This window comes from Bradyrhizobium sp. RDM12 (genome assembly GCF_051917485.1).
In the GTDB taxonomy this organism is placed as follows: Bacteria; Pseudomonadota; Alphaproteobacteria; order Rhizobiales; family Xanthobacteraceae; genus Bradyrhizobium.
Window position 1 is genome coordinate 555,119 of the sequence record NZ_CM133064.1, and the last position, 13,164, is coordinate 568,282.

General features: G+C 64.1%; 11 protein-coding genes. 8 read left to right on the top strand and 3 right to left on the bottom strand.

What is annotated here, in order from left to right; all coding sequences use genetic code 11:
• The first annotated feature begins 163 nt into the window (after positions 1–163).
• The 4 genes from ACTGJ9_RS02705 (at position 164) to ACTGJ9_RS02720 (ending at position 5,760) form a co-directional block, all read left to right on the top strand.
• Complete coding sequence (locus ACTGJ9_RS02705) at positions 164–1,231, top strand: acyltransferase family protein (RefSeq protein ID WP_456675813.1); 1,068 nt, start codon at positions 164–166, stop codon at positions 1,229–1,231.
• A gap of 186 nt (positions 1,232–1,417) precedes the next feature.
• Positions 1,418–4,480 (top strand): DNA polymerase I, encoded by a 3,063-nt coding sequence (polA, locus tag ACTGJ9_RS02710; protein WP_456675814.1) that lies wholly within the window; start codon positions 1,418–1,420, stop codon positions 4,478–4,480.
• Positions 4,481–4,491: 11 nt separating this feature from the next.
• Complete coding sequence (locus tag ACTGJ9_RS02715) at positions 4,492–5,031, top strand: NADPH-dependent FMN reductase (RefSeq protein WP_456675815.1); 540 nt, start codon at positions 4,492–4,494, stop codon at positions 5,029–5,031.
• Between the two features lie 93 nt (positions 5,032–5,124).
• The gene (locus ACTGJ9_RS02720) at positions 5,125–5,760 is read left to right on the top strand and encodes a LysE family translocator (protein ID WP_456675816.1); all 636 of its coding nucleotides are present in this window, start codon (positions 5,125–5,127) and stop codon (positions 5,758–5,760) included.
• Between the two features lie 158 nt (positions 5,761–5,918).
• On the opposite strand, the gene ACTGJ9_RS02725 is transcribed toward ACTGJ9_RS02720, so the two are convergent.
• Positions 5,919–6,545 carry a glutathione S-transferase family protein gene (locus ACTGJ9_RS02725; RefSeq protein WP_456675817.1) on the bottom strand — a complete coding sequence of 209 codons (627 nt, stop codon included), beginning with the start codon at positions 6,543–6,545 and terminating at the stop codon, positions 5,919–5,921.
• 185 nt (positions 6,546–6,730) lie between these two features.
• Here ACTGJ9_RS02725 and pyrE point away from each other — a divergent pair, with 185 nt between their 5' ends.
• Together pyrE and ACTGJ9_RS02735 are read left to right on the top strand one after the other, a co-directional pair.
• Complete coding sequence (gene pyrE / locus ACTGJ9_RS02730) at positions 6,731–7,294, top strand: orotate phosphoribosyltransferase (RefSeq protein ID WP_334531347.1); 564 nt, start codon at positions 6,731–6,733, stop codon at positions 7,292–7,294.
• A 152-nt stretch (positions 7,295–7,446) separates the two neighbouring features.
• Positions 7,447–8,220 (top strand): DUF2865 domain-containing protein, encoded by a 774-nt coding sequence (locus ACTGJ9_RS02735; protein ID WP_456675818.1) that lies wholly within the window; start codon positions 7,447–7,449, stop codon positions 8,218–8,220.
• 130 nt (positions 8,221–8,350) lie between these two features.
• Here the strand turns inward: ACTGJ9_RS02735 and ACTGJ9_RS02740 are convergent, their stop codons facing one another.
• On the bottom strand, positions 8,351–8,782 hold the full coding sequence (locus ACTGJ9_RS02740; protein ID WP_456675819.1) for a hypothetical protein: 432 nt from the start codon (positions 8,780–8,782) through the stop codon (positions 8,351–8,353).
• A 405-nt stretch (positions 8,783–9,187) separates the two neighbouring features.
• Complete coding sequence (locus ACTGJ9_RS02745) at positions 9,188–9,415, bottom strand: hypothetical protein (protein WP_456675820.1); 228 nt, start codon at positions 9,413–9,415, stop codon at positions 9,188–9,190.
• Positions 9,416–9,621: 206 nt separating this feature from the next.
• Between ACTGJ9_RS02745 and ACTGJ9_RS02750 the strand changes: the two genes are divergently transcribed.
• Entirely contained in the window at positions 9,622–12,147 is a 2,526-nt protein-coding gene (locus ACTGJ9_RS02750) for a glycogen/starch/alpha-glucan phosphorylase (protein WP_456675821.1), read from the top strand.
• 95 nt (positions 12,148–12,242) lie between these two features.
• Positions 12,243–13,058 (top strand): acyl-CoA thioesterase, encoded by an 816-nt coding sequence (locus tag ACTGJ9_RS02755; protein WP_456675822.1) that lies wholly within the window; start codon positions 12,243–12,245, stop codon positions 13,056–13,058.
• The last annotated feature ends 106 nt before the right edge of the window (positions 13,059–13,164 follow it).

Consider the following 13,164-nt stretch of genomic DNA (forward strand, 5'->3'; position numbering starts at 1 on the left):
AAACTCAACTTGGAGCGGTTTAGCACTTTCCCGCGGCGGGGGAACAGCCCGCATACAAAAACCGGCACGCCAATTGTACCGGTGAAGAAATCGTAAACCGCAATGCCCCACACTGCTTCACGCCCGCGCAGGACCGCGCGGAACACGCCTCGAAAAGGACACCATGGCATCATCAGGCACAATCGCAGGACACGGCGGCGTTAACGCCCCGCCTGCTGTGCGTGTCGACTGGGTCGACTATGCCAAAGGCATCTGCATCGTCATGGTCGTGATGATGCATTCGGTGCTGGGGGTCGAGCTCGCCGCCGGCGAGACCGGCTTCATGCATGTCCTGGTCGCCTTCGCAAAGCCGTTCCGGATGCCGGACTTCTTCCTGATCTCGGGCCTGTTCCTGCCGCTGGTGATCGATCGGGACTGGCGAACCTATCTCGACCGCAAGGTGGTGCATTTCGCTTACTTCTATGTCGTGTGGGTGACAATCCAGTTCGGCTTCAAGGCCCCTGCTTTCGCGGCCGAAACCAGCTGGCGCGACGTTGGCCTGCTGTATCTGGAATCCTTCATCGAGCCGTTCGGCACGCTCTGGTTCATCTACCTGCTGCCGATTTTCTTCGTCGTCACAAAACTGACACGCAAATTTCCGCCGCCGGCGATCTGGCTCGTGGCGGCAGCGCTGGAGACCGCGCGCATCACGACCGGCTGGACTGCGATCGACGAGTTCTGCGCGCGTTTCGTTTATTTCTATTCGGGCTATCTGTTTGCGCCTTACGTGTTCGCGCTGTCGGATCGCGCGCGCAGCCATCCCGCGCTGGCGCTCGCAGCGCTCGCCACCTGGGCGCTAGTCAATGCCGGCTTCGTCGCGTTCGGCGCCAGCGAATGGAAGATCGCGTCGCTCGCGCTTGGCTTCGCCGGTGCGTGCGCGATCATCACGATCGGCGCGCTGCTTGCGCGCGCGCATTGGTGCAACTTCTTGCGCTTCTGCGGCGAGCATTCGATCGTGATCTATCTCGCCTTCTTCCTGCCGATGGCGGCGACGCGGACGCTGCTGCTGCATAGCGGCATCATCGCCGACATCGGCACGGTGTCGCTGATCGTCACCACGGTCGGCGTCCTGGGGTCGCTGGCGATCTGGCAGGCCGCGTTGCGGCTGCACGCCGGCGTCCTGTTCGAGCGGCCGGATGTGTTCTGGATCGCGCCGAAAAAGGCGAAGCCGGTGTTGCAGGCCGCGGAGTAGCTCGCTGTCGTCGCCCGGCTTGACCGGGGGCCCCAGTACGCAGAGACGCCATTGATCGAGCTGAGAAACCGCGGCCTACTGAATTCCCGCTTTCACGGGAATGACAGCGGGGGATAGCCACGCCACCAGCCCAAAAATCCCTCTCTCAAGGCTGTCAAAGCCCGCAAAAATTCATACATTGCGGCCATGCCCAAGAGCTCCCCAAAGACATCCCCGAAGACCTCCGCCAAAGCCGATACCAACCCCGCCGCGGCGACAGCTGCTGCCAAGCCAGTCGCCGCGAAGGCGGCAGGAAAAGGCGACCACGTCTTCCTGGTGGACGGTTCCTCCTACATCTTCCGCGCCTATCACGCGCTGCCGCCGCTGAACCGCAAGTCCGACGGCTTGCAGGTCAATGCCGTACTCGGCTTCTGCAACATGCTGTGGAAGCTCTTGCGCGACATGCCCGAGGACAACCGGCCGACCCATCTGGCGATCATCTTCGACAAGTCGGAAATCACTTTCCGCAACAAGATCTATCCCGAGTACAAAGCCCACCGGCCCCCGGCTCCTGACGATCTCATCCCGCAATTCGCGCTGATCCGCGAAGCGGTGCGCGCCTTCGACCTGCCGTGCCTGGAACAGGTCGGCTTCGAAGCCGACGATCTGATTGCGACCTATGTGCGGCAAGCCTGCGAGCGCGGCGCGAGCGCGACGATCGTGTCCTCCGACAAGGACCTGATGCAACTCGTCACCGATTGCGTTACCATGTACGACACCATGAAGGATCGCCGCATCGGCATCCCCGAAGTGATCGAGAAATTCGGTGTTCCGCCCGAGAAGGTGGTCGAGGTGCAGGCGCTGGCCGGTGATTCCACCGACAACGTGCCTGGTGTGCCCGGGATCGGCATCAAGACGGCGGCGCAGCTGATCGTCGAATATGGCGACCTTGAACAACTCCTGTTCCGCGCCGGCGAGATCAAGCAGCCCAAGCGCCGCGAGGCCCTGCTCGAAAATGCGGAAAAGGCCCGGATCTCGCGCCAGCTCGTGCTGCTCGACGACAAGGTCGAGCTGGAGGTGCCGCTGGACGACCTCGCTGTCCACGAGCCGGATGCGCGCAAGCTGATCGCGTTCCTGAAGGCGATGGAATTCTCCACGCTGACGCGCCGCGTCGCCGACTATTCGCAGATCGACCCGGCCAACGTCGATGCCGATCCCGGCTATGCCAGCGGCGCCAGCGTTTTTTCGCCGCTGCCGCCTTCGGACGTCGTGCCGGCACCAGGAGCCGGCACGCCGGCGCAAGTTCCGTCGAGCCAGCGCAGCGCATCGGCCGGCAAGGAGGACAAGGCCGCGAGCCCGAAGGGCGCGCCGGTATCCCTCGCGGCTGCGCGCGAAGCGGCTTTGCGCAAGCTTCCGGTCGACCGCGGCAAGTACGAGGCCATCAAGACGCTCGCGGAATTGAACGCCTTCATCGCGCGCATCCATGATGCCGGCCATGTCGCGGTCGAGATCCGAGGAAACTCGATCGATCCGATGCAGGCCGACCTCTGCGGCATCGCGCTCGCGCTGGGGCCGAACGAGGCCTGCTACGTGCCGCTCGCGCACAAGCAATCCGGCGGCGGCGCCGGCCTGTTCGACGCCGGCCTCGCACCGAATCAAGTCAAGCACGCCGATGCGATCCAGGCGCTGCGGCCGGTGCTGGAATCATCAGGCATCCTCAAGATCGGCTTCGACGTCAAATTCACCGCCGTGATGCTGGCGCAGCACGGCATCACGCTGCGCAACATCGACGATGCGCAACTGATCTCCTACGTGCTCGATGCCGGTCGCGGCTCGCATGCGCTGGAGCAGCTGTCCGAGCGCTGGTTCGGCCACGCCATGCTGAAGGAGAACGAGCTGCTCGGCAGCGGCAAGGGCAAGATCACCTTCGACCAGGTGCCGATCGACAGGGCGGCGGCGCTGTCTGCGGAAGGTGCCGACATGGCGCTGCGTGTCTGGCGGGTGCTGAAGCCGCGCCTCGTCGCCGAGCACATGACGACGGTCTACGAGACGCTGGAGCGGCCGCTGGTTTCCGTGCTCGCGCGCATGGAGCGGCGCGGCATCTCGATCGATCGCCAGGTGCTGTCGCGCCTCTCCGGCGACTTCGCCCAGACCGCGGCGCGGGTCGAGGCCGAGATCCAGGAGATCGCGGGCGAGCCCGTCAATGTCGGCAGTCCCAAACAGATTGGCGACATCCTGTTCGGCAAGATGGGACTGCCGGGCGGCACCAAGACCAAGACCGGCGCGTGGTCGACCACCGCGCAGGTGCTGGATGAGCTCGCCGAGCAGGGCCACGATTTTCCACGGAAGATTTTGGAGTGGCGCCAGGTCTCGAAACTGAAATCGACCTACACCGATGCGCTGCCCACGTATGTCAATCCGCAGACCCATCGCGTGCACACGACCTACGCGCTGGCCGCGACCACCACGGGCCGGCTGTCCTCGAACGAGCCGAATTTGCAGAACATCCCGGTCCGCACCGAGGATGGCCGCAAGATTCGCCGCGCCTTCATCGCGACGCCGGGCCACAAATTGGTCTCCGCCGACTATTCGCAGATCGAGCTGCGGTTGCTGGCGGAGATCGCCGACATTCCCGTGCTGAAGCAAGCGTTTAAAGAGGGGCTCGACATTCACGCGATGACCGCGTCGGAAATGTTCGGCGTGCCGATCAAGGGCATGCCGAGCGAGATCCGCCGCCGCGCCAAGGCGATCAATTTCGGCATCATCTACGGCATTTCGGCGTTCGGCCTCGCCAACCAGCTCGGCATCACCCGCGAGGAAGCGTCGGCCTACATCAAGAAGTACTTTGAGCGCTTCCCCGGCATCCGCGCCTACATGGACGAGACGCGCGACTTCTGCCGGAACCACGGCTACGTCACCACGCTGTTCGGCCGCAAGTGCCACTACCCCGACATCAAGGCCTCCAACGCCTCGGTGCGCGCCTTCAACGAGCGTGCCGCGATCAACGCACGGCTTCAGGGCACCGCGGCCGACATCATCCGCCGCGCCATGACGCGGGTCGAGGACGCGCTCGCCGAGAAGAAGCTCTCGGCGCAGATGCTCTTGCAGGTGCACGACGAACTGATCTTCGAGGTGCCGGACGCCGAGGTCGAGGCCACGCTGCCGGTCGTGCAGCACGTGATGCAGGACGCGCCGTTCCCGGCCGTGCTGCTGTCGGTGCCGCTGCATGTCGACGCGCGCGCGGCCACGAACTGGGACGAGGCGCACTGACGGTCGCCCCGATGAAGATCGCCGCCATCTCCGGCAGCCTGCGTGCGGGGTCGAGCAATACCGCGGTACTGCGTGCAGCCGCACGGCTCGCGCCCTCCGGTGTCGAGGTGATCCTATTCGAGGGAATCGCGGACCTGCCCTTCTTCAATCCGGATCTCGATGGCGATGATGTGCCTGCGCCGGTCGGCGCGATGCGCGAGCTGATCGGATGCGTCGACGGCCTCCTGATTTCCAGCCCCGAATATGCCCGCGGCGTCGCCGGCGTGCTGAAGAACGCGCTCGACTGGCTGGTCGGCAGCCACGAATTTCCTGACAAGCCCGTCGCCTTGATCAACACGTCGCCGCGCGCGACGCATGCGCTGGCCGCGCTCACATTGACGCTGGAAACGATGTCGGCCCGGCTCGCTGAGAAAGCCTGCGTGACGCTGCCGCTGCTTGGCGGCGCCTGGGACGAGCACAGCGTCATCGCCGATCCTGCGCTGGCGGAGCCGTTGCGTTTGGCGATTGATCGCTTCGCGGCGTTCATCGCCACCGTGCAGGCCGAGGCGTAGGACCGCGAAAACGAATTGTCCTCCGAGCAATTGCGCGGTGGCCCCACGCGGCCGCGCATATTAGAACCAGCGCATCTCCCGCACCGGTTCATCATGCCCCACACCTCCGCCCTGCTCGGCTTCGCCCTTGTCTGCCTCGGTCTCGTGCTCACGCCCGGGCCGAACATGATCTATCTGATCTCGCGCTCGATCACGCAGGGGCCGGCGGCCGGCATCGTCTCGCTCAGCGGCGTTGCGCTGGGCTTCGTGTTCTACATGCTGTGCGCGGCGTTCGGCATCACGGCGCTGCTGCTCGCGATCCCCTTCGCCTATGACGCGCTGCGCTTCGCCGGCGCCGGTTACATGCTGTGGCTCGCCTGGCAGGCGGTGAAGCCGGGCGGGCGCTCGCCGTTCCAGGTCAAGAAGCTCGCAATCGACAGCCCGCGCAAATTGTTTGCGATGGGACTCGTCACCAATTTGCTCAATCCGAAGATCGCGATGCTGTATCTGGCGCTGCTGCCGCAGTTCATCGATCCCGCGGCCGGCAGCGTGCTGACGCAGTCGGTGGTGCTGGGCGCGATCCAGATCGTGCTCAGCGTCAGCGTCAATGCAATCATCGCGCTTGCAGCCGGATCGATCGCGCTATTCCTGGCGAGCCGGCCGAGCTGGATGCTGGTGCAGCGCTGGCTGATGGGCACGGTGCTCGCCGGGCTTGCGGTCAGGATGGCGGTCGAGGCACGGAAGGTGTAGCCGACGTCGCAAGCCGCACTCGTGTCCCGGACGCGCTGCTGCGCTCTTGCGCTGCTGCGCAGAGCCGGGACCCAGTGTTGCCGCATGGGCCCCGGCTCTGCAGTGCACCGCTTGCGCGCTGCACTGCGTCCGGGGCACGAGACGCGAGAGCTAAGAGACTAATCCAGCTTTGCGCCCATGCCCCGCTTCACTGCCGGGCGCGCCATCAGGGCGTCGTACCAGCGCTTGACGCTGGGGAAGTCGCCGAGCTCGACCTTGTGGCGCGGATGCCGCCAGGCCCAGCCCAAAATGGCGAAATCGGCGACCGAGAGATCGCCGGCGACGAAATCGCGGCCGTCGAGGCGGCGGTCCAGCACGCCGTAGAGCCGGCGGGTCTCGGCCATATAGCGCTTCAGCCCGTAGGCGCGGTCCTGCTCGTTCTCGAGGGCGATGAAATGGTGCACCTGGCCCGGCATCGGCCCGAAACCGCCCATCTGCCACATCAGCCATTCGTAGACCGGGATGCGGCCCGCGAGCGATTTCGGCAGGAATTTTCCGGTCTTTTCGCCGAGATAGAGCAGGATTGCGCCGGACTCGAAGATGCTGACGGGCTGGCCGTCCGGTCCCTCGGGATCGAGGATCGCGGGAATCTTGTTGTTCGGGGAGAGCTTGAGGAACCCCGGCGCCATCTGCTCGCCCTTGGTGATGTTCACCGGGACCACCTTGTAGGGCAGGCCCATTTCCTCCAGCGCAACCGAGATTTTGCGGCCATTCGGCGTGTTCCAGGTGTGCAGCTCGATGGTCATTTGCCTGTTTCCTTGCCCAGCTTCCTTGCCCGAGATATCGGCATCCACCTACTCCAGAAAGTTGCGCCCCCACAACCGGCGGAGCGGGATGGCCGATCCCTGTTGACGGGGGACGCGCCCTCTGGAATGTCGCGGCGGTCGCGGATAAATTCCGCCACCTCTCAAAATGCTCCCGAGGGACCGACGTGTCGAAATCAGCCTCCCGCGCCCGCCTATTCGAAATCATCCGCCGCCGCTCCTTCGGTCGGGGCGAGGTGACGCTCGCGTCGGGCCGCAAGAGCGATTTCTATTTCAACCTCAAGCCGACCATGCTCGACCCCGAGGGCGCGACGCTGCTCGCCGAACTCACCTATGAGACGCTGAAGGACGATCAACTCGATTTCATCGGCGGGCTCGAGATGGGCGCGGTGCCGCTGGCCGGCGCGCTGGCGCAGATCTCCTGGATCAAGGGCCATCCGATCGCAGCCTTCTTCGTACGCAAGAAGCCGAAGGAGCACGGCGCCAAGCTCGCGATCGAAGGTCTGCCGAAGGGCGAGACGCTCGACGGCAAGCGCGTCGTGATCGTCGAGGACGTCACCACCACCGGCGGCTCGGCGATGAAGGCCGTGGAATCCGTGCGCGAGACCGGCGCCGAAGTGGTCCTGGTGCTGACCATGGTCGATCGCGAGGAAGGCGCCACCGATACCTTTGGTGCGGCCGGCCTGCCGTTCCGCTCGCTGTACAAGGCGTCGGAATTCTTGAAGGCTTGACGGCAGGCACGGCCCCCTCAACCGCTCATTTACCATCCCGCTTTATGGTCAATCATGTGCCGAGACCCGAGCCGTCCCGGCCGGTTTGGTAGCGTCGGGTGGAGTAAGCGTTGCGTACGATTGTGTCCCATGCGCGCCGGCGGCGTCGCGCGATGGTAGTGGCCGCCAGCCTCGCAGCACCGGTGCTTGCAGCGCCGGCCCCGGTTTCGGCCGAAGGCCTGTTCGACTTCTTCTTCGGCGGAGCCCAGCAACGGCCGCAGCGCGACGTGCCGCAGACGAACTCCTACGTCGATCCCTTCGCCACTCAGCAGAACCCGGCCGTTCAGCCGCAATTTGTGCCGCCAACCCGCTCGGCGGCGGCTGGCGGCTCAGGCCCGGCGTTCTGCGTGCGCAGCTGTGACGGCAAATATTTTCCGCTGATGCGCGGCCTCGCCTCGCCGGCACAGATGTGTCAGGCCTTCTGTCCTGCCAGCACCACGAAAGTCTTCTTCGGCTCCTCGATCGATGGTGCCTATTCGCAGTCCGGCGAGCGCTACGCCGAGAGCGAGAACGCGTTTGCCTACCGCAAGGCGCTGCGCGCGGACTGCACCTGCAATGGCCGCGAGCCGGCCGGGCTCGCTCCGGTCGATTTGACACTGGATGCGTCACTAAAAGCCGGCGACGTCATCGCGACCAGCGACGGCCTGGTCGCCTATACCGGCGTCCGCCTCGGCATGGAACAGACCGCAGAGTTTACCCCCGTCGCCTCCTATCCCGGCCTGACCGCGCAAGTCCGCGCCCAGCTCGGCGAGATGAAGGTGGCGCCGGTTCGTGCTGAGACGGTGGCGGCAGATGCCCCGGCAGCCGAGATCGTGCGCGAGACACTGCCGGATGTCACGGTGCCGAAGACGCCGGCGAAATCGGCGAAGCGAGCTGGATTGGATTAGGGCAATCTCTCGTGTCCCGGACGCGGCGCGGCACGAAGTGACGCAACGCAGAGCCGGGACCCAAGTTCTCTAGGTCCCGGTTCAGCAGCGCATCACTGACGTGCTGCGCTGCGCCCGGGGCACGAGACTGTCACCGCCCGATGATCACCCCGATCACATTCGGCGCCGCCAGATATTTCTCCTCGATCGCCGCACGCGCGGCAGCACGGTTTTCAGCCGTCAACAGGCCGCGCTTCTCGGCTAGAATCATCCAGCAAAAGCCCCACCAGTCGGTCAGCATACCCGTCTCGCAGATGAGGTCGTAGCCCTGCTCGGCCGCGAAGATGCGCGCATGCGCTTCATCCAGCGTGTCGAGGAAGTGATGATCCTCGGGCGCGAACAGATCGTCGCTGATGTCGTCGATGGTGTAGCCCCAGATCGACTGGCACACCGCGTTGAACTCGCGGTCGAACTGGTCGTCATCGACGGCATAGCGCCGCGCCGCCTGATGCAACCGTGACAGCGACCGCGCGAAATCGGCGATCCGGGTGAGGGCAAATTGATCGAAGGCAATAGTGGACATGTAGTCCTCGCGACGGCTGTCAGACCCCAGATATTGTGTCGGCAATGCGCCGAATCACAATGATATATAATGATATATCAAGGCTTGCTAAAGTGTTCTTAATTTGTTCCAGAGAACCCCCAATACAAGGTCGAGAGTCTTCCCTCTTAGTAGAAGGGTTTGCTGGAGGATCGAGACGTGAGACTGCAGGATGCAATCCGAATGGCACTGGAGCTTGGCCGCCCGACAGGTTTCATCACATTCGATCAGCTCAACGACTTGTTGCCATGACTACCATGACCCCCGAAGACATCGAAGCGGTCATGCAGGCGCTCAGCAACGAAGGAATAAATCTTGTCGAAAGCGATCCGCCATAAGTTTCGCCAGGACGACGATGGGCTGACGGTCCTGCTTCGCCGCAACTGCTCAATTCACCGCCGACATCAACCGATCCCCGCACGCACTCGCATAAAACTTGCCGCCGCATTGGCGCTTGATGGCGGCGCAGCGGGCGGCGGGAGTTGCGTTTTGGGGCACGGTAAAGCCGCAGCTGAGACCGTCGGCGCTGCGCTTTCCGGCGGCGAAGGCCGCGCTCGAGGTGGCGATGCAGATGACAAGAAGCGCTGCGGCAGCGATTTCGATCAGCAGTCTCATGGGCGTCTCCTCCACACTGATGGCTGAATCCGAGCGCAATGTAGCACTAAATCCACGCTTCTCCGTGCTGCTCCGGGTTCCCAAAGCGGCCCGTTCCTTGCATAATTTTACGCCAGCGCAGTGCACGGCCGCGCCAGGAATGGTTCCGGTGCAGGGGCAAGACGCGTAGGGTTCAGTGGTGTTCTCGCGACCAGGAAGTGACGGCCTTGCAAGATCAATCGTACCAGCCAAATTTCGTCGCCCCCGGTCAGCCCATCGACGAACTCGCGCTGTCGGAGATCAAGGGCGTGATCCTGGCGAAGCTGCGCCTTGCCATCGGCAAGGATGCGGGCATGGCGACCAGGCACGATTGGTACCAGGCCGCGGCGCTGGCGTTGCGCGACCGCATCGTGCATCGCTGGCTCTCGGCCGAGAAGCGCAGCTATGACGCGGGCCGCAAGCGCGTCTATTATCTCTCGCTCGAATTCCTGATCGGCCGCCTCTTCACCGATGCGCTCAACAATATGGGGCTCTTGAAGATCTTCGAGATCGCGCTCGGCGATCTCGGCGTGTCGCTGCCAGAGTTGCGCAAATGCGAGCCGGATGCGGCGCTCGGCAATGGCGGCCTCGGCCGTCTCGCCGCCTGCTTCATGGAGAGCATGGCGACGCTGGCGATCCCCGCGATCGGCTACGGCATCCGCTACGATTACGGCCTGTTCCGCCAGATCATCAACCAGGGCTGGCAGCAGGAATATCCGGACGAATGGCTCGGCTTTGGCAATCCCTGGGAATTGCAGCGGCCGGAGGTGATCTACGAGATCAACTTCGGCGGCGGCGTCGAGCATGTCGACGACAAGGGCCGCGACCGCGCGATCTGGCATCCGGGCGAGACGGTGCAGGCGATCGCCTATGATACCCCGATCGTCGGCTGGCGCGGCCAGCACGTCAACGCGCTCCGGCTCTGGTCGGCGCGCTCGCCCGATCCGCTCAAGCTCGACGCCTTCAACAAGGGCGACTATGTCAGCGCCAGCGCCGAGCAGTCGCGCGCGGAAGCGATCTGCAAATTCCTCTATCCGAACGACGAGAGTCCGGCGGGCCGTGAGCTGAGGCTGCGCCAGGAATATTTCTTCGTCTCGGCCTCGCTGCAGGATCTGATCAAGCGGCATCTTGCCTCCGATGGCCAGCTGCGCAGCCTGTCGTCCAAGGTCGCGGTGCAGCTCAACGACACCCATCCGAGCCTCGCCGTCACCGAGCTGATGCGCATCCTCGTCGACCTTCACAACTTCCGCTGGGACGAGGCCTGGAAGATCACGGTCGCAACGCTGTCCTATACCAATCATACGCTGCTGCCTGAAGCGCTGGAGACCTGGCCGGTCGAGCTGTTCGAGAAGCTGCTGCCGCGCCATCTCGAGATCATCTATCGCATCAACGTGCAGCATCTCGCGCTTGCCGAGGCACGCGCCCCCGGCGACATCGATTTCCGCGCCTCGGTCTCACTGATCGACGAGAAGAGCGGCCGCCGCGTGCGCATGGGCCAGCTGGCCTTCGTCGGCTCGCACCGCATCAACGGCGTCTCGGCGATGCATTCGGATTTGATGCGCGAGACCGTGTTCCACGACCTCAACCATCTCTATCCCGGCCGCATCACCAACAAGACCAACGGCATCACCTTCCGCCGCTGGCTGATGCTGGCGAACCCGAAGCTCACCGATCTTCTGCGCGAGACCTGCGGTGAGGCCGTGCTCGACGACCCGACCCAGCTCTCGCTGATCGAGGCGCGCGCCAGCGACGTCGAATTCCAGAAGAAATTCCGCGCCGTCAAGCTTCACAACAAGACCGCGTTGGCGCGCCTGATCGGCGAACGGCTCGGCATCCAGGTCGACCCGACCGCGCTGTTCGACGTGCAGATCAAGCGTATCCATGAATACAAGCGCCAGCTGCTCAACGTCATCGAGACGGTCGCGCTGTACCAGTCGATCAAGGACGATCCGAACGGCAATTGGGGGCCGCGGGTGAAGATCTTTGCCGGCAAGGCGGCGGCGAGCTACCGCTACGCCAAGCTGATCATCAAGCTGATCAACGACGTCGCGGAGGTCGTGAACAACGACCCCGCCATCGGCGGCAAGCTGAAGGTCGTCTTCCTGCCCGACTACAATGTCAGCCTTGCGGAAGTGATCATTCCCGCGGCCGACCTTTCCGAGCAGATCTCCACCGCCGGCATGGAGGCCTCCGGCACCGGCAACATGAAGCTGGCACTGAACGGCGCCATCACCATCGGCACGCTGGACGGCGCCAATATCGAGATCCGCGACCATGTCGGCGTGGAGAATATCGCGATCTTCGGCATGGAGGCCGGCGACGTAGTGATCCGGCGCAAGCAGGGACTGGACGCCTCCGACGTGATCCGCAATTCGCCAAAGCTTCAGCGCGCCATCAATGCGATCGGCGCCGGCGAGTTCTCGCCCGGCGATCCCGGCCGCTTCGAATCCATTGCGCATGCGCTGCGCTATCTCGACCATTACATGGTCAGCGCCGATTTCGATTCCTACTACGAGGCGCAGCGCAGCGTCGACGCGCGCTGGCAGGTGGCGCCGGCCTGGACCCGCGCCTCCATCCTCAACGTCGCGCGCATGGCGTGGTTTTCATCCGACCGCACCATCCGCGAATATGCCGAGGAAATCTGGAACGTGCCGGTCAATCCGATCACGCCACCATTCCAGGCGGCAGAGGATCTGCGCGACGCGGCGAGCTGATTTTTCCGCAGCGTGAAATCGGCTACCCCGGAGGTAATTGCACAAGCCGGCGACGGACGTGATATGACGTCCGTCATTGAACGTCGGACATGACAATGCACGCCAAGCTCCCGCACCCCTTCGACGACGCCACCCGCATCACCGCCGGCGACAGCAGCTGGCAGGGGCACACCAGCGACGACTACTGGGCCTTTGTCGGACCGTTCGGCGGCGCCACGGCCGCGACCATTTTGCGTGCGCTGATCGAGCATCCGCAAGCGGCCGGGGATCCGCTGGCGCTGACCGTCAATTATTGCGCGCCGATCGCCAAGGGCCCGTTCGATCTCGACATCCGGCTGGTGAAGGCCAACCGCTCCAGCCAGCACTGGAGCGTCGAACTGTCGCAGGGCGGCGGCGAGGTCGCGACGCTCGCCACCGCCGTGTTCGCCGAGCGCCGTCCGTCCTGGGAGCATCGCGTAGCGCAATATCCCGAGGCCAAGCCATTCGAAGCGACGCTGCCGTTTCCGAAGATTCAGGCGTCGTGGGCCAACCAGTATGAATTCCGCTTCGTCGAGGGCGAAATGCGGCTCGGGCCGCCGCAGCCAGAACTCGCCAGCACTTACTCAAAGCTCTGGATCAGCGATCGCGAGCCGCGCAAGCTCGACATGCCGTCGCTGATGTCGATGTCGGACGCCTTCTTCGGCCGCATCTTCCACGCAAGGCGCGAGCTGGTGCCGTTCGGGACGGTGTCGCTGACGACGTATTTCCACACCGATGCGGAAGAGCTCGCCGCGGAGGACATCACGCGCGTGCTTGCGACGGCTGACTCGAAAATCATGCACAAGAGCTACGCCGACCAGAACGCCGAGCTGTGGTCGCCGAACGGCAGGCTGCTCGCGACGACGACGCAGATTGCATACTTCAAGGCGTAGGCGCTTCCACAAACTCGTCATTGCGAGGAGCGTAGCGACATGCAATCCAGAATCCCTCCGCGGAGGAATTCTGGATTGCTTCGCTGCGCTCGCAATGACGCGCGGA

What these genes read in the sequence shown, in the direction of transcription:
- ACTGJ9_RS02705 (WP_456675813.1), top strand. Translation starts at nt 164, where the DNA reads ATGGCATCATCAGGCACAATCGCAGGACACGGCGGCGTTAACGCCCCG.
- polA (WP_456675814.1), top strand. Translation starts at nt 1,418, where the DNA reads ATGCCCAAGAGCTCCCCAAAGACATCCCCGAAGACCTCCGCCAAAGCC.
- ACTGJ9_RS02715 (WP_456675815.1), top strand. Translation starts at nt 4,492, where the DNA reads ATGAAGATCGCCGCCATCTCCGGCAGCCTGCGTGCGGGGTCGAGCAAT.
- ACTGJ9_RS02720 (WP_456675816.1), top strand. Translation starts at nt 5,125, where the DNA reads ATGCCCCACACCTCCGCCCTGCTCGGCTTCGCCCTTGTCTGCCTCGGT.
- ACTGJ9_RS02725 (WP_456675817.1), bottom strand. Translation starts at nt 6,545, where the DNA reads ATGACCATCGAGCTGCACACCTGGAACACGCCGAATGGCCGCAAAATC.
- ACTGJ9_RS02735 (WP_456675818.1), top strand. Translation starts at nt 7,447, where the DNA reads ATGGTAGTGGCCGCCAGCCTCGCAGCACCGGTGCTTGCAGCGCCGGCC.
- ACTGJ9_RS02740 (WP_456675819.1), bottom strand. Translation starts at nt 8,782, where the DNA reads ATGTCCACTATTGCCTTCGATCAATTTGCCCTCACCCGGATCGCCGAT.
- ACTGJ9_RS02745 (WP_456675820.1), bottom strand. Translation starts at nt 9,415, where the DNA reads ATGAGACTGCTGATCGAAATCGCTGCCGCAGCGCTTCTTGTCATCTGC.
- ACTGJ9_RS02755 (WP_456675822.1), top strand. Translation starts at nt 12,243, where the DNA reads ATGCACGCCAAGCTCCCGCACCCCTTCGACGACGCCACCCGCATCACC.